The sequence below is a fragment of the Rossellomorea marisflavi genome (assembly GCF_001274775.1).
Lineage (GTDB): Bacteria > Bacillota > Bacilli > Bacillales > Bacillaceae_B > Rossellomorea > Rossellomorea marisflavi.
This window is the reverse complement of sequence record NZ_LGUE01000008.1, coordinates 565,178-582,282: the sequence shown is the minus strand read 5'-3', so window position 1 is coordinate 582,282 and position 17,105 is coordinate 565,178. Positions and strand designations below refer to the sequence as shown.

The window sequence follows — 17,105 nt, the reverse complement described above, 5'->3', positions numbered from 1 at the left end:
GAAGATGAAGCATCCTTTCTCTCGTTTTTTTGGTCTGGGTGAAAAGGAGCAAGAGCCGGAAGAATCAACAGAATCAGCAGTAGTGGAAGATCGGGATGAAGTGAAGAAGATTCCAGTCTCTCAGATCGTACCCAACCGCTTCCAGCCTAGGACGATTTTTAATGATGATAAAATAGAAGAGTTATCGAGGACGATCCATATACACGGCATCATCCAGCCTATCGTGGTAAGGGAATTCGGCGAGGATCAATTCGAGATCATTGCCGGGGAGCGGCGATTCAGGGCGGTGTCAAAACTCGGTTGGGAAACGGTCCCTGCCATCGTGAAGAATATGAATGACACGGAAACAGCCTCTGTCGCGCTGATCGAGAACCTTCAACGCGAAGAGCTATCACCGATCGAGGAAGCCATCGCGTACGGCAAGCTTCTCGAACTTCATGAATTGACCCAGGAAGCCCTTGCACAGCGTTTGGGGAAAGGACAGTCGACGGTGGCCAATAAGCTCCGTCTCCTCAAGCTCCCCGAAGAGGTTCAGGGTGCCCTTCTTGATAAGAAGATCACCGAGCGCCATGCCCGCGCACTCATTCCTTTGAAGAATGCGGAGAAACAGGTCCAGCTTCTTCAAGAGGTGGTCGAGAAGAACCTCAATGTGAAGCAGACGGAAGACCGCGTGAACAAAATGCAGGAATCCTCGGACAAAAAGCCGAAGCCGAAGCGCAAAGCCTTCTCGAAAGATATGAGGATCGCCGTCAACACGATCCGCCAGTCATTGAATATGGTTTCCGACAGCGGGATCAACCTGGATGCCGAGGAAGAAGAACATGAGGAATTCTATCAGTTCACCATCCGCATCCCAAAAAAGAAATAGAATCATAGAGTGAGAGACTGTAATCAGGCAGTTCTCACTTTTTTTTGTGGGATTTTGGCGATCATAGTCGATGGGAAGGCGCAACATAATAAAAATTGCCAGACAATTTTCCGAGAATTTTGTTAGAATAGAAGAATACTGTGAAAAAAACTAGGTAGGTGACAACCTTGGGCAGAATCATAGCCGTTACAAACCAGAAAGGCGGAGTCGGTAAGACCACGACCAGCGTCAATCTGGGGGCTTGTTTAGCTTATATTGGAAAGAAAGTCCTGCTCGTCGACATAGATCCGCAAGGAAACGCTACGAGCGGTGCCGGTGTGGAAAAAGGGGACGTGCAACAATGCATATATGATGTTCTTGTGGATGACGTGGAAGTGAAGGATACGATCAAGCAGTCAAAGGTCGAGAATCTGGATATCGTACCAGCCACCATCTCCCTTGCCGGTGCTGAAATCGAACTGGTACCGACCATATCAAGGGAAGTCCGTTTGAAAAAGGCACTGGAAAAAGTGAAGGACGATTATGATTATATCGTCATCGATTGCCCGCCATCGCTGGGTCTCTTGACCATCAATGCCCTGACGTCTTCGGATGCGGTGATCATCCCTGTTCAATGTGAATACTACGCACTGGAAGGTTTGAGTCAGCTTCTCAGCACCGTGCGTCTTGTTCAGAAGCACTTGAATCACGATCTGATGATCGACGGTGTCCTGTTGACGATGCTTGATGCCCGTACGAATCTCGGCATCCAGGTCATCGAGGAAGTGAAGAAATACTTCCAGGATAAAGTGTACCGCACCATTATCCCGCGCAATGTCCGATTGAGCGAAGCACCGAGCCATGGGGAACCGATCATCATCTATGATGCCAAGTCCAGAGGAGCGGAAGTGTACTTAGAACTTGCGAAGGAGGTGGCGATGAGTGGCTAAAGGTTTGGGAAAGGGACTTGATGCCCTGTTCACGGCAAATAAAGAAGAGGAAACGGTTCAGGAAGTGAAGCTGAAGGATCTCCGTCCGAATCCGTATCAGCCCCGTAAGATCTTCCAGCCCCAGGCGATCGAAGAGCTGAAGGCCTCCATCCAGGAGCATGGGATCCTCCAGCCGATCATCGTACGGAAATCCATCAAAGGCTATGAAATCGTGGTCGGTGAGCGTCGCTATCGTGCGGCGAAAGCGGCGGAGCTCAAGACGGTCCCTGTTGTCGTACGGGAGCTTGATGAGAAGCAGATGATGGAACTGGCCGTACTGGAAAACCTTCAGCGAGAGGATTTGACGCCAATCGAAGAAGCTGCCGCCTATCAGATGCTGATGGAGAAGCTTGGAATCACGCAGGAGGAGCTGGCAAAGCGGTTGGGGAAAAGCCGTCCCCATATCGCCAACCACATCCGTCTTCTTGGGCTCTCACAGCCCGTTCAGGAACTGATTTCAGATGGAAAGCTTACGATGGGGCACGGCCGGGCCCTTCTTGGACTGAAGAACAAGAAAGGGTTGACCCAGCTAGTCAATCGGGTCATGAAGGATTCCCTGAATGTTCGTCAGCTTGAGAAGCTCGTACAGGAACTGAACGACGATGTTTCACGTGAAACGAAGAAAAAAGAACGCAAGGATGTGTTCATTGAGGAGCAGGAGACGCGCCTCAGGGAACGGTTCGGCACGACGGTCACGATCAAGCAATCAAAGAAAAAAGGAAAGATCGAGCTTGAGTTCTTCTCGAAAGAAGACCTTGAACGGATCCTCGATCTTCTTCAACAACACGACTGATGGAGTCCGGCTCTGAAGGGAATCCCTTCGAGCCGGTTCTTTTTTGTCGAAAGCGATGGGAGAAAGAAAAAATGGTGTTATTCGGTACGATCATCAACGGAATATGTATCATCCTGGGGACGCTTTTAGGGAAACTCCTTCACCGCATACCGGAGAATGTGAAGGATACGGTATTGAAGGCAATCGGCCTTGCCGTGACGGTCCTAGGACTGCAGATGGGATTGAAAAGTGAAAACTTCCTGATCGTCATCATCTCTCTTGCAGTCGGTGCGGCCCTTGGAGAATGGATGAACCTTGATTCCAAGCTCAATGCCCTCGGGGATTGGCTTGAAAGGAAAATCGGTACGAAGGGAGATACCTCCATCTCGCAAGGATTCATCACGGCCACCCTGATCTTCGTGATCGGGGCCATGGCCGTCATCGGTGCCCTCGATAGCGGGATCAGGGGAGACCATGACGTCCTGCTCACAAAAGCGATCATCGATGGATTCACCTCCATCATCCTTGCCACGACTCTTGGAATCGGCGTCATGTTCTCAGCTGTGCCGGTCATCCTCTATCAAGGCACGATCGCGTTGTTCGCCACCCAGATCCACCGCTTCGTCCCACAGGAGCTCATGGACGCCTTCATCACTGAAATGACCGCGACAGGCGGCATCATGATCTTTGCCATCGGACTCAATCTGGTCGGAATCACCAAGATCAGGGTGGCTAATCTTCTTCCTGGAATTGTGGTCGTCGGAGTGATCGTCTCGTTCCTTCATCTGTATCAAGCGTAAAGAGTGCTTCAGTCATAGCAAAACCCGAATTAATTCCCCTACGTTAAAGCAAATTAGTTCGGGTTTTTCATTTGTTTCACGAACATTTACATGAAATTTTTTCTATGATTGGAGTGNTAGCTGATGTGAGACCCCGCAGGCTTGCCGAGGAGGCTCACGGGCTACCCGCGGAAAGCGTAGTCTTGCACGGAAATCATGAGCGGTATAAAGAATCTACACAGATATATAAACGGACTTTTGTTTTTCTAACAAGCTCTTCTTTTTATTCAGACCGTTAAGAATAATCCGTACGCCGGTGTGGCGATTGCTTCCACTGCCAATAGGAATAGGAGCCAGTTGGCATTCACGTCTTTTTCCCTTGAATAAGCCGTTTTGATCGTGTGTGCAATGAAGCCTACTAAGAGAGTGCCAAGTGCAATTTTAACAAGTAAGAGTATGGTCATTTAAATCTCCACCTTTCTACCTTGTATATACGAAAGAACGGAATGGTAGTTTCAAAAAATATCCATAAAAAAACAGTCCGCATCCGGACCGTCCTCCTATTGCAGTTCTTCCCGCCATTTTTCGATGCTCACAGCGTTCCTGCGCTCGATGGTTTCGGCAGCCAGGGCGATCGACTCGGCCATGATTTTCGCCATTCTCATCACGAGGCTGAGCCGGGTATTCTGAAGTACGAAAAATTCCATGAAGCCGCTCACGTTGACGATCCCGGTCAGGTGGATATTGCCGACTTCAGGAAGTTCCTTATTCACTCCGGCACCGGGTTTGAGCGGCCCATGACTGAGCTGGATTGCCCCGACACTTTTGAGGCGGCCTAAACAGGCGTCGATTCCGATGATGAATGGATTCTTATGAATGGAGTGGATATACGCCATCTTCTCTTCCAGATTGACGGCGTGAATGGGATCATCCAGGGTCCCGTATACGTGGAAGGTCTCTAAACCCCGATCTTCCAGGAGGGTACCGATCAATGGACCGAGGGAGTCGCCCGTGGAACGATCTGTCCCGATGCATATGAAGACGATCGGTCGCGTCCGGTAGAGGATGGGCAGCATGGCTGAAAGGTGGACGGAAAGATCCAGTGCCGCATTTTCATCTTCATAAGAGACCCTGTATGGTTCGGTCTTGCGGTCGAAAAGTCCTCGTTTCAGATTCATCACTACCACTCCCTTACTCCTCGTTATCGTCCAGGCATGTTTACCGCTTTTTAACAGTATACGGACAATCGCCGTCGTTCATACATAATCGGGGCAGTTTTTTCATATGATAAAAATTTTTAAACTTCTTTTCAGATCGAGGTTATATCTATTCATGGAGAGGGAAAGTTGTTAAAATAAAGGGTACTTCTAATAAGGGAGGGCTGTTGAGATCATGGCAACAGAGACAAAAATTGAGGAATCAGTTCAAAAAGCAGTATCAACATTAACAGATAATCAGCTGTGGACTTCACTCGGTCTCGGCGCTCTTAAAATCGTGGCCATCATGGTTATTACGTATATCGCTCTTCGTGTCGGAAGGTCTGCGATTCGCAACGTCTTTAAGGCAAGGTCGCGTTCACCGATCAAATTCTCTGAACGCCGCGAAGCCACGTTATTGAAACTATTGGAAAATGTGTTGACTTATGTGATTTACTTCATCTCACTCATGACGATCCTGTCGACACTGGAAATAGATGTAAAAGGCTTGATCGCTGGTGCGGGAATCGTCGGTCTTGCCGTCGGGTTCGGTGCCCAAAACCTTGTGCGCGATATCATCACCGGTTTCTTCATCATCTTCGAGGATCAGTTCTCTGTAGGGGACTATGTGAAAATTGGTTCTGCCGAAGGAACGGTGGAGGAAATCGGGCTCCGTACGACGAAAATAAAAAGTTGGACCGGTGAATTACATATATTCCCGAATGGCAACGTAGCTGAAGTCACCAACTTCTCCGTTCATAACAGCGTGGCGGTCGTAGACGTCAACATTGCGTATGAAGAGAACATCGACAAGGCCGAGCGGGTCTTACAGGAGCTCCTCCTCACGCTCCCTCAAAAATATGAGGAACTTGTGAATCCGCCTGAGCTTCTCGGTATCCAGACCCTTGGGGCGCCCGATGTGATGATGAGGATCGTCGCCGAGACGACACCGATGAATCACTGGTACATCGCCAGGGTCCTCCGCAAGGAAGTCAAGCAATGCTTCGAACGGAACGGGATCGAAATCCCTCTTCCACGCATGGTCATGTATTCACGCAACGATGAGGACGATGTACAGGAAGAACTTCAGAAAAAACAAAAGCAGGTTGAACGAGACTAAGGAGGTATGCGTCCATGGAGGCGAAGACGTTCGCACTAAATGATGTGGTGGAAATGAAAAAGCCCCATCCATGCGGCACCAATGAGTGGAAAATCATTCGCATGGGGATGGATATCAGGATCAAATGCGAGGGCTGCGGCCATAGCGTAATGATCCCCCGGAAGGATTTTTCCAAAAAGATGAAAAAAGTCCTTAGCTCATCAGAAAGCTGATACTGATAAGTACCCAGCTGGCATGATCCATAATCCCAATCAGTGTGTCTTTACACACAAAAACAGCTTACCGTATACCGGCAGGCTGTTTTTTATTTCCCGGGGAGCGGGACAGGGGTTTTACGCTGTGGCATCAGTGGAGCATCACTTGTCTTTTTCCCCCATTATCTCTATAATTGTGAAAGGTTCGACCGTTTGTACGGTCGTCATTCAGGTATGAAGCTGTCATGATGACAGAGATATGAATAGATAGGTAATCAATCAGGAGGAGTGACCGATATGGCTTTAACAGCTGGTATTGTAGGTCTGCCGAACGTCGGTAAATCTACGTTGTTCAATGCAATTACTAAAGCGGGTGCGGAATCTGCCAACTACCCGTTCTGTACCATCGATCCCAACGTAGGGATTGTAGAAGTACCCGATCATCGTCTGGATAAATTGACTGAGCTTGTGGATCCGAAGAAGACGGTTCCGACCGCTTTTGAATTCACCGATATTGCAGGAATCGTGAAAGGTGCAAGCAAAGGGGAAGGACTTGGGAATAAATTCCTTTCTCATATCCGCCAAGTTGACGCCATTTGTCAGGTTGTCCGTTGCTTCGCTGATGATAACATCACTCACGTAGCGGGGAAAGTGGATCCGATCGCAGATATCGAGGTCATCAACCTTGAGTTGATCCTTGCCGACCTTGAAACCGTGGACAAGCGTCTCGTGAAGGTCCAAAAAATGGCGAAACAAAAGGACAAGGAAGCGGTCTTTGAATTCGAGATCCTTTCCAAACTGAAAGAAGTCCTCGAAAACGAGCAGCCTGCCCGTACGGCTGAATTCAATGAAGAACAGGCAAAATACGTGAAACAGCTTCACTTGTTGACGTCTAAACCTGTCCTTTATGTGGCAAACGTCAGCGAAGACGAGATTGCTGATACTGAAGACAATGAGTACGTGCAAAAGGTACGCGAATTTGCGAGTGAAGACAACGCGGAAGTCATCGTTGTTTGTGCGAAGATCGAATCAGAAATCGCCGAGCTTGATGATGAAGAGAAAGCCATGTTCCTTCAAGAGCTTGGTATCGAAGAATCAGGACTCGATCAGCTGATCCGCGCGACCTACTCCCTTCTTGGACTTGCCACTTACTTTACGGCAGGCGTACAGGAAGTCCGCGCATGGACCTTCCGTGAAGGCATGAAGGCTCCTCAATGTGCCGGTGTCATCCACACCGACTTCGAACGAGGATTCATCCGTGCCGAAACGGTTTCCTACGATGACCTTGTAGCCGCAGGTACTATGAGTGCAGCCAAGGAAGCAGGGAAAGTCCGTCTTGAAGGGAAAGAGTACCTGGTGAAAGATGGAGACATCATTCACTTCCGCTTCAACGTATAAGATCACTCAGCCCCGAATGGAGATTCGGGGCTTTTTGCTTTGGAAATAAAGACTTCGGTCATGTACCTTGGTAATCTGTCTTTTTCCCCCAGCTTATTGCAATTGGACAATCCCTATGATATAATTTTAATTCGTGAGTAATGAACGCATTGCTCCTTGTTCTTTCGTAAAGAAAGGACCGCATAGACCACGAGGAGGTGACATTCAGATGAGAAAGTACGAAGTTATGTACATCGTCCGTCCAACCGTTGACGAAGAGTCAAAGAAAGCAGTTGTTGAGCGTTTTGATAACGTATTGACTACTAACGGCGCGGAGATCATCGAGTCAAAAGATTGGGGTAAACGTCGTTTAGCGTATGAAATCAACGATTTCCGTGATGGTTTCTACCAATTGGTGAAAATCAACGCTGGCTCTGAAGCTGTAAACGAGTTCGATCGTTTGGCTAAGATCAGTGACGACATTATCCGTCATATCGTTGTAAAAGACGAACAATAATTCGAACGTTTCATAGATATACACTTCTAGCAATAGAAGGAAGGGGTTGATTCTGATGATGAACCGAGTTGTATTAGTGGGCCGATTAACCAAAGACCCTGAACTAAAATATACTCCAAGCGGAGTGGCTGTTGCCTCATTCACACTGGCAGTGAATCGTTCTTTTACGAATCAATCAGGTGAACGGGAAGCAGATTTTATTAACTGTGTTGTTTGGCGCCGACCTGCCGAAAACGTAGCGAACTTCCTTAAGAAAGGAAGCCTGGCCGGCGTTGACGGTCGAATCCAGACCCGTAACTTCGAAGGTCAGGATGGACGACGCGTGTTCATGACGGAAGTCGTGGCCGAAAGCGTTCAATTCCTTGAGCCTCGCAGTGCGAATCAAGGTGGAGATCGCGGCGGAAGCCCAAGCTATTCTGGCGGCGGTGGTGGTTACCAACAGGGTAACCAAGGTGGTAACTCATTCGGCCAGAATCAGAATCAACAACAGCGCAACAACAATAATAACAATAACTACACTCGCGTAGATGAAGATCCATTCGCAAATGACGGTCAGCCGATCGACATTTCCGATGATGATCTACCATTCTAAGAGCGAACGATACCGACTTTTAAAAGGATAGGAGGCGAAAAACATGGCAGGAGGACGTAGAGGTGGACGTAGACGCCGTAAGGTATGCTACTTCACAGCAAACGGAATTACTCACATCGATTTCAAAGATGTGGAACTTCTTAAAAAATTCATCTCTGAACGTGGAAAAATTCTTCCACGTCGCGTAACTGGAACAAACGCTAAGTACCAACGTAAATTGACTCGTGCAATCAAACGTGCGCGTACAATGGCATTGCTTCCATACGTAAGCGGAGAATAAATAAGAGAGACATCCTTCTTTTGGAGGATGTCTTTTTTTGTGCGCAAGATTCACTTTCACGTTACATTGTATCTAGCATAAAAGAAGAGACTCTTACATCCGATTTTCTACGGGTTCATTTCAGTTCGAATGATGGAAGTGCACTCATACACCTTGCGAAGATTACCTTGAATGCCATGTATGCCGAGCCATTCCGCATATTCAGGAGGGTGCACAAAGTCTTTCACGAATGTCTCCATTGGAATTCCCCTATCATGTGCCTTCTGTGCTCTTTCCAGGAGCATGGTGAGATAACCCTTCATAGAATCGAGTAGCTCCCTTCCTCCTGAATCCCCGTGTCCTGGTACATAGGTTTCCACCTTCAAATCTCCAATCTCTTCGATCAAGGCAAGATACGAAACGGGATCATAGATGGGTACGTGCAGCTTTCGGGTTATCAGGTCCCCTGCAAATAAGACAGAATCTTGTGGGAGGTATAGATAGGAATCACTAGGTGAGTGACCGCCCCCGTGGCAACAGATAACCGCTTCTCTGAGATAACCATTGAATACATGCTCGGTATCGAAAATTCTATCTGGTAAGAAGAGTTTCAAGCGCGATATGTCATGTAGGATAAGCGTCATTTCCTCCATTTGTAGCGTAAGGCTCTCGATCAATACCGGATCCGCCTCCTGCGCTATACGTTGTTCTATGCCGTGTAGATAGGCTTTCATTTCTTCTCGTTCTAAATCAAGGTCCTCCACATCGTTCTTTTCTTTGATCCATTGCTTCGTGATGGCTGTAGAATAGATCGGAAATCCTTCAAATGCTTGATTTCCAAACATATGATCACCGTGGAAATGACTATTAATTACCTCCATTTTCGTATTCCCTGTCAATCGTTCGGCCTGCGTCCGAAGTTCGTATCCTGCCGACGGTGTGGACATGGTGTCGAAAATGAGGGTTTTCCCTCCTAAATCAATGATCCCTGCGTTACTCCATGCACCCTGCCCAGGTTTGGCAATCACTTCGTAAACGCCTTCGCAGAGCAAGTGTATAGTAAAAAATGCCGTTTCAATTGGATTCATGTATACGCCCCCTTTATCTCTATCATACCAATACCCCTTATAAATATTAGAAAATTCCATATTTTTAGTAAGAAAGACTCAACCTCTTCCCCGTTCTGCCGATACAACCAATACTAAGCAGTGTCTGGAGTGAGTTTTGGTGAAGAAGAAAAAGAAGGGCCTTTCGATTCGAACAAAGTTAACAGGGGTGTTTTCGACATTATTCGTTTTATCATTGGCAGTCATATTTGCGATTACATCGTGGCAAACCCGGTCGAAGACGGAGGATGAAGTGATCCGACAGTCGACCACCGTCGCGGGCGAAATGGGTGATTCTGTCGAGCTCTTCCTCGGCCAGTTTGAGAAGAGCCTCATTCAGTACTCAAAGTCGAAAGGGCTGCTAGAATATGAAGCCTTCAAGATGACGGGGAATAAGAACGGAAAATCGGAAGAAGAGCTTACTCAAGGTGTACAGGAGGACTTTGATAATTATATCGATCTCTATGATGAAGCGACCTCTATCTATATTGCTTCTCCGAACAAGAACCTTTTCATTGTTCCCGAGGCTGAATTGCCGGAAGGGTTCGATCCCACAGGACGGGATTGGTTCAAGGCTGCTGCAGCTTCACAGAACGATGTAAACTGGAGCGACCCGTATGTGGATACAGCCACCAATCAGGACATCATCACGGCTTCCAAGGCCATCCTGGTGGATAACAAACTTGTCGGTGTCATCGGTGTCGATATCAATCTATCGAAGCTGACGGAGCGGATTTCTTCCATGGAGTTGGGATACGGCGGCAATGCCGTGCTGATCGGGGAGAATGGAACCGCCATCGTCCATCCTACAAGGCGAGGAGAGAATCTATCGTCCTTTACATTCATCAAAAAGATGCTGGATTCCACGGATGAGAGCGGGATCATCCATTACACCCTCGAAGGGGAACAAAAAGTCATGATTTATGACACGATCCCCGGCACAGGCTGGAAGACAGGTGCCGTCTATTCGATGGATAACATCATTGGCAATGCAAAAGATATCGAGCGCCAGCTCCTTGTGACGGGACTCATCACCCTGGCTGTCCTCCTTGTGGTGATCGCCATCGTCTCGAGAAAGATGACCCGACCGCTGAAATCACTTCAGGCAACGGTGAAACATGTAGCAACGGGCGATCTGACAAAGCGTTCCGATGTGAAGGCGACGGATGAAACAGGCCGTCTTGCTCATGACTTCAACCAAATGATCAATTCGATTTCCACGACGCTTCAGACTGTACAGCATGCCTTCCTCCATGTGAGACAGTCTGCTGAAGGTCTCAGCGCCGTCTCTGAGGAGACGCATGCGTCAAGTGAAGAGATGGCCTCGGCCATTTCAAGTATCGCCAGGACCGCCTCTGAAACGGCTTCTGATTCCGAGCGTGCTCAAAGTGGTGCTGAAAGCCTAGGGGAAAGCATCGACCATATCTACGCACAGTCCCATAAAATGTCGGAGCTTGCCGATGAGGTAGGCGAGCGCAATGAGCAGGGTATGAATCAAATTTCCAAGCTTCGCGGGGCGTATGATACGTCCCAGCAGTATTTGGACTCGATGCAACAGGTGATCCTCGGATTCGGGGATCACGTGAAGAATATCGAAAACGTGATGGCGACCATCACGGTCATTTCCTCCCAGACCAATCTCCTTGCCCTCAACGCAAGCATCGAGGCTGCTCGTGCAGGAGAGCACGGAAAAGGATTCGCCGTCGTGGCAGAAGAAGTACGAAAGCTTGCGGATCAATCCGTCCAGGCGACGGAGAGCGTAAAGCGCACGATCAAGGAGATCCAGGAAGGTTCCGACCAGGCAGTGGAAGAAATGAAGCTGACCAAAGACACATTCGACGCCCAGCTCAGCGTGTTGAATGAAACCCATCATGTGTTTGACCGGAATGCAGAGGTAATGAGGACCATCAATGAAGAAATCGGACATATGCATGAGGGAATCGAAGGGATCAATGGAGATAAAGATCAGGTATTCACCGTCATCAAAGCCATGGCAGAAGCGGCAGAAGAAACGGCTGCGTCATGTGAAGAGATGAATGCGTCCACCGATGAGCAGCTGAAGGCCGTACAATCCATCACAGCGGCAGCCGAACAGCTCACCGACCTGAGCCAGGAACTCCAGGCGGCCATCGACCGTTTCAAGATCGCCCAATCAGAATAAACGATGACGGCCGGACACGGGGATGCTCCCATGGTCCGGCCGTTTTATTTGTGATCTTAAAACGTTTCAAAGCCCGGGTTTATACGCATCCTATTTAGAGGGGAAATGACTGAAGAGTCCATAAGATGAAATTCCCTTCCAAAATTGATATGATGATACTATTGTATGTATTTCGCGAGGAGAGTAATGAAGTGAAAAATGCCCGCATCATCACAGAAGGCGCCATCTCGGTGGCCATCTTTACTGTGTTTCTATTGTTTACGCTATATACACCTGTTATATCCGTAGTAGGCGTGCTTTTCCTGCCGCTACCGTTCATGCTCTACAGTCAAAAATTCGCCCATCGTGATGCGATGGTGATGTTGTTCGTAGGCATTGGGATCTCGTTCTTGTTCGGCGGTTTCCCCGGATTGGGCTTCGGTGTATTGGGCGCTTCCCTCGGGACGGCCATCGGCTGGGCGATAAAATCGGATATACAGAAAACCCACATCCTTTTGCTCGGAACCTTGGTGACCACCATCAATGCCGTAGTCGCTTATGTAATCTCCATTAAACTGCTTGGGATGGATGTCATCAAGGAGAGCCTGGACATGGCGAAGACTGTGGTGCATCGGAATTATGCAGCGATGACCGATCTTGGTTTCATCCAGCCTGATGACAAAAAGCTTGAGCAGATGGATAATTTGCTTAAATTGATGAACGTGACCACGCCGGCCTCATTTGCGATCGGGGCTGCACTATACACGTTCCTCATCCTGGCGATCAGCTTCCCGATCATGAAGCGCCTCGGAAGGAATGTCCCATCGTTCCTCCGGTTCCGGGACTGGAAGTTCCCAAAGAGCATCCTGTGGTACTACATCATATTGTTTGTGCTATCATTGGTCATTCAGCCCGAGAGCGGATCGTTTACATTCAGCGCCATCATCAATGTACAGATCATCCTTGGGATGCTGTTCACCATTCAAGGGCTTTCGTTCCTCTATTTCTTCGGCCACATGAAAAATTGGTCGAAAGGTTTAATGGTAGTAGTGACCATTATTTCAATCCCACTCCTTTCTCTCGTCCGGATTTTAGGTATAATTGACTTAGGATTCGATCTCAGAGAACGCTTAAAGAATAAGTCATAGAAAAAATTTGTTGCAGGAGCTGACAGTATGCCTTCTTATTTCAATAAGCGAATGATCCGCTACCCACTGTACGGTCTTGCTGCATTAACGCTTCTCTTACTGGTAGCAATCGTGTTTTATAATTGGATCCTTGCGCTTGCGGGGCTCCTCGTGTTCGGACTTGTCTTCTTCCTTGCCTTCTATTTCGAAGGAAGGTCACATGATGAGACGGAAGAGTACATCTCCACCCTCTCCTACAGGGTCAAACGCGTCGGTGAAGAAGCGCTCATGGAGATGCCGATCGGGATCATGCTGATCAATGACGAGTACTACATAGAATGGACCAATCCATTCCTCGCTTCTTGTTTCAACGAGGATACCGTCGTCGGAAGATCCCTTTATGATGTGGCGGACTCACTTGTCCCCTTGATCAAGCAAGAGGTAGACTCGGAAATCGTGACGATCAATGAACGGAAATATCATGTTGTATTAAAACTGAAAGAACGACTGCTGTATTTCTTCGATGTGACAGAACAGAAGGAGATCGAGAAGCAGTATCATGAAGAACGAACAAATATCGCCATCATCTATCTGGATAACTATGATGAGCTCACCCAGGGGATGGATGACCAGACCCGGAGTAGCCTCAACAGCCTGGTGACATCCAACCTCAACAAGTGGGCCCAGGAATACGGTGTCTTCCTTAAGAGAACATCGTCCGAGCGGTTCATCGCCGTCATCAACGATAAAGTCCTTCAGATTCTTGAGAAAGAAAAATTCGGGATCCTCGATGATGTCCGCGATTCCACATCCAAGCATAACGTCCCCCTCACCTTGAGCATCGGGGTAGGGACCGGCGTATCATCCCTGCCGGAACTCGGTACCCTCGCCCAGTCGAGCCTTGATCTTGCCCTCGGCCGCGGAGGAGACCAGGTCGCCATCAAGCAGACGAACGGGAAGGTCAAGTTCTACGGCGGGAAAACGAACCCGATGGAAAAACGGACCCGTGTCCGTGCCCGCGTCATCTCCCATGCCCTGAAGGAAATCATGGTGGAAAGCGACAAGGTCATCATCATGGGGCATAAACATCCCGATATGGATGCGATCGGAGCGGCCATCGGAATCCGCAAAGTGGCCCAAATGAACCAGCGTGACGGGTATGTGGTGCTGAATTTCAACGAAATCGACAACAGCGTCAAGCGCCTCATGAAGGAAATCAAAGGCAACACCGATCTTCACAGCCGTTTCATCACGCCTGAGGAAGCACTCGAGATGGCGACGGATGATACGCTGCTCGTCGTCGTCGATACGCATAAGCCTTCCCTTGTCATCGAGGAACGCCTCCTGAACAAGGTGGACAAGGTTGTCGTCATCGACCATCACAGACGTGGCGAGGACTTCATACAGAACCCTCTCCTTGTGTATATGGAGCCATATGCCTCCTCGACGGCAGAGCTTGTCACAGAGCTCCTGGAGTATCAGCCGAAGCACGAGAAGATCTCCATGCTGGAAGCGACATCGCTTCTCGCAGGTATCATAGTCGATACGAAAAGCTTCACCCTCCGGACAGGATCCCGGACGTTCGATGCTGCCTCGTATTTGCGGGCGCAGGGAGCCGATACGGTCCTTGTCCAGAAGTTCCTCAAGGAGGACGTGGCCACATATATCAAACGGGCCCGCCTCATTGAAACCGTGGAGTTCTACCGGGACGGTGTCGCCATAGCCCATGCGCCGGACGAGGTCGTTTCCGACCCCGTCCTCATCGCCCAGGCAGCCGACACGCTTCTGACCATGGACGGTGTCATCGCCTCCTTCGTCATCTCGAAGCGGGATGAGGAGACGGTGGGCATCAGTGCCAGATCCCTTGGTGATGTAAACGTCCAGATCATCATGGAGAATCTTGAAGGCGGAGGCCACTTGAGCAACGCCGCCACCCAGCTGAAACATAAAACGGTCCAAGAAGCCGAAAAACTTCTGAAAGAAGCACTAGATGATTATTTCGAAGGGAGAAGAGAACTATGAAAGTCATTTTCTTAAAAGATGTAAAAGGTAAAGGTAAAAAAGGAGAAGTGAAAAACGTGGCAGATGGCTACGCACATAACTTCCTTCTCAAAAAAGGCCTGGCGGTAGAAGCAAGCAACGCCAACATCAGCCAGCTTGAAGGTCAAAAGAACAAAGAAAAGCAAATCGCACAGGAAGAACTCGACGAAGCGAAAAAGCTGAAAGCAGCCATGGAAGAGCTTCAGGTCGAACTGAAAGCGAAATCCGGTGAAGGTGGCCGCCTGTTCGGTTCCATCACGAGCAAGCAGATTGCCGATGCCCTTAAAAAACAGCATGACATCAAAGTCGACAAGCGCAAAATCGAGATGAACGATGCGATCCGCGCCCTTGGATTCACGAACGTACCGGTCAAGCTCCATACTGATGTGTCAGCTACCCTCAAGGTCCACGTCACAGAAGAGTAAGAGATTGACATCTTCATTTCCAACGAAAACATGTTAAAATAGTACTAGATTGAAAAAAGGTGATTTGGATTCGGTCCAGGTCACTTTTTTTCCGTAAACGATACATGCCTCAAACATCAGCCTATAGTGGAAACCAAGAATTCCTCGTGCAGGAGGTCATATACAATGAACGAAATGTTTCAGGACCGGATCCCGCCTCAGAACATCGAAGCCGAACAGGCCGTACTGGGTGCGGTATTCCTGGAGCCAAGTGCTCTGACGACGACATCGGAGATCCTCATACCGGAGGACTTCTATCGTCATTCCCACCAAAAGATCTACAATGTGATGCTGAAGCTCGGTGACGGAGGGAAAGCCGTCGATCTGATCACGGTCACGGAAGAACTAGCTGCCGCCAAGGAACTCGAAGATGTGGGCGGAGTAGCCTATCTGAGTGAACTGGCCGGCTCCGTCCCGACGGCAGCCAACATCGAATACTATGCCAAGATCGTCGAAGAGAAGTCGCTTCTCCGCAGACTGATCCGCACCGCCACCGACATCGCTTCAGACGGCTATGCCCGCGAAGATGAAGTCGACGCCCTTTTGGGAGAAGCCGAGAAAAACATCATGGAAGTCGCCCAGCGGAAAAACGCCGGAGCCTTCCACAACATCAAGGACGTCCTTGTCCGAACATACGACAACATCGAGATCCTGACGAACCGAAAAGGGGACGTCACGGGAATCCCGACAGGCTTCGCCGATCTTGATCACATGACCGCCGGATTCCAGCGGAATGATCTCATCATCGTAGGAGCCCGTCCTTCCATGGGTAAGACCGCCTTCGCCCTGAATATCGCCCAGAACGTCGCCGTCAAGGCACGGGAAAATGTCGCGATCTTCAGTCTCGAGATGGGAGCAGAACAGCTCGTCATGCGTATGCTCTGTGCAGAGGGGAACATCAACGCCCAGAACCTCCGTACGGGTGACCTGAGTGACGAGGACTGGCGGAAGCTCACCATGGCCATGGGAAGCCTCTCCAACGCCGGTATCTTCATCGATGATACACCTGGTATCAAAGTTGGGGAAATCCGTTCCAAGTGCCGCCGCCTCGCTCAGGACCAGGGACTCGGTATGATCATGATCGACTACCTCCAGCTCATCCAAGGTAGCGGCCGCGCCGGCGAAAACCGTCAGCAAGAGGTATCGGAAATCTCCCGTGCCCTCAAAGGGCTCGCCCGTGAGCTCCAAGTACCCGTCATCGCCCTCTCCCAGCTCTCCCGTGGAGTCGAGCAGCGTCAGGACAAGCGCCCGATGATGTCCGACATCCGTGAATCCGGAAGCATCGAGCAGGATGCCGACATCGTCGCCTTCCTGTACCGAGAAGACTACTACGACAAAGAATCAGAGAACAAGAACATCATCGAAATCATCATCGCCAAACAGCGTAACGGTCCCGTTGGCGCCGTCTCACTGGCGTTCGTGAAAGAATACAATAAGTTCGTGAATCTGGAGCGTCGATTTGATGATGCTCCTGCTTAGAGGGAGAGATCCGGTTTTGGCCGGGTCTCTTTTTTTGAGTGTAGGGCGTGCTGTTTACGGAGGGAAAGTGGATATCGTAAGAGTAGATGCTAAGCAGAGGGTCAGAG

Annotated in this window: 18 protein-coding genes; 15 read left to right on the top strand and 3 right to left on the bottom strand. The window is 49.2% G+C overall.

The window, feature by feature from the left end:
• The first annotated feature begins 4 nt into the window (after positions 1–4).
• From noc to AF331_RS20895, 4 genes are all read left to right on the top strand, one after another.
• Positions 5–868 (top strand): nucleoid occlusion protein, encoded by an 864-nt coding sequence (gene noc, locus AF331_RS20910; protein WP_053429902.1) that lies wholly within the window; start codon positions 5–7, stop codon positions 866–868.
• Positions 869–1,035: 167 nt separating this feature from the next.
• On the top strand, positions 1,036–1,797 hold the full coding sequence (locus AF331_RS20905; protein WP_053429901.1) for a ParA family protein: 762 nt from the start codon (positions 1,036–1,038) through the stop codon (positions 1,795–1,797).
• Positions 1,790–2,629 (top strand): ParB/RepB/Spo0J family partition protein, encoded by an 840-nt coding sequence (locus AF331_RS20900; RefSeq protein WP_053429900.1) that lies wholly within the window; start codon positions 1,790–1,792, stop codon positions 2,627–2,629. The genes AF331_RS20905 and AF331_RS20900 overlap by 8 nt, the downstream gene beginning before the upstream one ends.
• Positions 2,630–2,700: 71 nt before the next feature.
• Positions 2,701–3,408, top strand: a complete 708-nt coding sequence (locus tag AF331_RS20895; protein WP_053429899.1) for a DUF554 domain-containing protein — start codon at positions 2,701–2,703, stop codon at positions 3,406–3,408.
• A 266-nt stretch (positions 3,409–3,674) separates the two neighbouring features.
• Here the strand turns inward: AF331_RS20895 and AF331_RS22670 are convergent, their stop codons facing one another.
• Together AF331_RS22670 and yyaC are read right to left on the bottom strand one after the other, a co-directional pair.
• Positions 3,675–3,851: a hypothetical protein gene (locus AF331_RS22670; RefSeq protein WP_160316608.1), complete on the bottom strand. Its 177-nt coding sequence runs from the start codon at positions 3,849–3,851 to the stop codon at positions 3,675–3,677.
• Positions 3,852–3,947: 96 nt separating this feature from the next.
• On the bottom strand, positions 3,948–4,565 hold the full coding sequence (yyaC, locus tag AF331_RS20890; protein ID WP_053429936.1) for a spore protease YyaC: 618 nt from the start codon (positions 4,563–4,565) through the stop codon (positions 3,948–3,950).
• Positions 4,566–4,779: 214 nt separating this feature from the next.
• Here yyaC and AF331_RS20885 point away from each other — a divergent pair, with 214 nt between their 5' ends.
• The 6 genes from AF331_RS20885 to rpsR all read left to right on the top strand — a co-directional run bounded on the left by AF331_RS20885 (position 4,780) and on the right by rpsR (position 8,663).
• Positions 4,780–5,703 (top strand): mechanosensitive ion channel family protein, encoded by a 924-nt coding sequence (locus AF331_RS20885; RefSeq protein WP_053429898.1) that lies wholly within the window; start codon positions 4,780–4,782, stop codon positions 5,701–5,703.
• A gap of 14 nt (positions 5,704–5,717) precedes the next feature.
• Positions 5,718–5,915 (top strand): DUF951 domain-containing protein, encoded by a 198-nt coding sequence (locus tag AF331_RS20880; protein ID WP_048004584.1) that lies wholly within the window; start codon positions 5,718–5,720, stop codon positions 5,913–5,915.
• A 279-nt stretch (positions 5,916–6,194) separates the two neighbouring features.
• A complete protein-coding gene (gene ychF / locus AF331_RS20875) occupies positions 6,195–7,295 on the top strand; it encodes a redox-regulated ATPase YchF (RefSeq protein ID WP_053429897.1) in 1,101 nt (366 codons plus the stop codon).
• Positions 7,296–7,503: 208 nt separating this feature from the next.
• Positions 7,504–7,791, top strand: a complete 288-nt coding sequence (rpsF, locus tag AF331_RS20870) for a 30S ribosomal protein S6 (RefSeq protein ID WP_053429896.1) — start codon at positions 7,504–7,506, stop codon at positions 7,789–7,791.
• A 55-nt stretch (positions 7,792–7,846) separates the two neighbouring features.
• On the top strand, positions 7,847–8,383 hold the full coding sequence (gene ssb / locus AF331_RS20865) for a single-stranded DNA-binding protein (protein ID WP_053429895.1): 537 nt from the start codon (positions 7,847–7,849) through the stop codon (positions 8,381–8,383).
• Positions 8,384–8,426: 43 nt separating this feature from the next.
• Positions 8,427–8,663 carry a 30S ribosomal protein S18 gene (gene rpsR, locus AF331_RS20860; RefSeq protein WP_048004588.1) on the top strand — a complete coding sequence of 79 codons (237 nt, stop codon included), beginning with the start codon at positions 8,427–8,429 and terminating at the stop codon, positions 8,661–8,663.
• A 107-nt stretch (positions 8,664–8,770) separates the two neighbouring features.
• Here the strand turns inward: rpsR and AF331_RS20855 are convergent, their stop codons facing one another.
• Positions 8,771–9,730 carry an MBL fold metallo-hydrolase gene (locus AF331_RS20855; RefSeq protein WP_053429894.1) on the bottom strand — a complete coding sequence of 320 codons (960 nt, stop codon included), beginning with the start codon at positions 9,728–9,730 and terminating at the stop codon, positions 8,771–8,773.
• Positions 9,731–9,869: 139 nt separating this feature from the next.
• On the opposite strand from AF331_RS20855, the gene AF331_RS20850 reads away from it, so the two are divergent.
• From AF331_RS20850 to dnaB, 5 genes are all read left to right on the top strand, one after another.
• Positions 9,870–11,909 (top strand): methyl-accepting chemotaxis protein, encoded by a 2,040-nt coding sequence (locus AF331_RS20850; protein WP_053429893.1) that lies wholly within the window; start codon positions 9,870–9,872, stop codon positions 11,907–11,909.
• 149 nt (positions 11,910–12,058) lie between these two features.
• Positions 12,059–13,036, top strand: coding sequence for a YybS family protein (locus AF331_RS20845; protein ID WP_160316607.1), 978 nt, complete (start codon positions 12,059–12,061; stop codon positions 13,034–13,036).
• Between the two features lie 27 nt (positions 13,037–13,063).
• Positions 13,064–15,037, top strand: coding sequence for a DHH family phosphoesterase (locus AF331_RS20840; RefSeq protein ID WP_053429891.1), 1,974 nt, complete (start codon positions 13,064–13,066; stop codon positions 15,035–15,037).
• On the top strand, positions 15,034–15,480 hold the full coding sequence (gene rplI, locus AF331_RS20835) for a 50S ribosomal protein L9 (protein WP_048013888.1): 447 nt from the start codon (positions 15,034–15,036) through the stop codon (positions 15,478–15,480). Before AF331_RS20840 ends, rplI begins: the two co-directional genes overlap by 4 nt.
• Before the next feature lie 165 nt (positions 15,481–15,645).
• Positions 15,646–16,998 (top strand): replicative DNA helicase, encoded by a 1,353-nt coding sequence (gene dnaB / locus AF331_RS20830; protein WP_048004594.1) that lies wholly within the window; start codon positions 15,646–15,648, stop codon positions 16,996–16,998.
• The last annotated feature ends 107 nt before the right edge of the window (positions 16,999–17,105 follow it).

Excerpts from the sequence above, each read along its gene's own strand:
- noc (WP_053429902.1), top strand. The coding sequence starts at position 5 with ATGAAGCATCCTTTCTCTCGTTTTTTTGGTCTGGGTGAAAAGGAGCAA.
- rpsR (WP_048004588.1), top strand. The coding sequence starts at position 8,427 with ATGGCAGGAGGACGTAGAGGTGGACGTAGACGCCGTAAGGTATGCTAC.
- dnaB (WP_048004594.1), top strand. The coding sequence starts at position 15,646 with ATGAACGAAATGTTTCAGGACCGGATCCCGCCTCAGAACATCGAAGCC.
- yyaC (WP_053429936.1), bottom strand. The coding sequence starts at position 4,565 with ATGAATCTGAAACGAGGACTTTTCGACCGCAAGACCGAACCATACAGG.
- rplI (WP_048013888.1), top strand. The coding sequence starts at position 15,034 with ATGAAAGTCATTTTCTTAAAAGATGTAAAAGGTAAAGGTAAAAAAGGA.
- AF331_RS20885 (WP_053429898.1), top strand. The coding sequence starts at position 4,780 with ATGGCAACAGAGACAAAAATTGAGGAATCAGTTCAAAAAGCAGTATCA.
- rpsF (WP_053429896.1), top strand. The coding sequence starts at position 7,504 with ATGAGAAAGTACGAAGTTATGTACATCGTCCGTCCAACCGTTGACGAA.
- AF331_RS22670 (WP_160316608.1), bottom strand. The coding sequence starts at position 3,851 with ATGACCATACTCTTACTTGTTAAAATTGCACTTGGCACTCTCTTAGTA.
- ssb (WP_053429895.1), top strand. The coding sequence starts at position 7,847 with ATGATGAACCGAGTTGTATTAGTGGGCCGATTAACCAAAGACCCTGAA.
- ychF (WP_053429897.1), top strand. The coding sequence starts at position 6,195 with ATGGCTTTAACAGCTGGTATTGTAGGTCTGCCGAACGTCGGTAAATCT.
- AF331_RS20895 (WP_053429899.1), top strand. The coding sequence starts at position 2,701 with ATGGTGTTATTCGGTACGATCATCAACGGAATATGTATCATCCTGGGG.
- AF331_RS20845 (WP_160316607.1), top strand. The coding sequence starts at position 12,059 with ATGATGATACTATTGTATGTATTTCGCGAGGAGAGTAATGAAGTGAAA.
- AF331_RS20880 (WP_048004584.1), top strand. The coding sequence starts at position 5,718 with ATGGAGGCGAAGACGTTCGCACTAAATGATGTGGTGGAAATGAAAAAG.
- AF331_RS20840 (WP_053429891.1), top strand. The coding sequence starts at position 13,064 with ATGCCTTCTTATTTCAATAAGCGAATGATCCGCTACCCACTGTACGGT.
- AF331_RS20855 (WP_053429894.1), bottom strand. The coding sequence starts at position 9,730 with ATGAATCCAATTGAAACGGCATTTTTTACTATACACTTGCTCTGCGAA.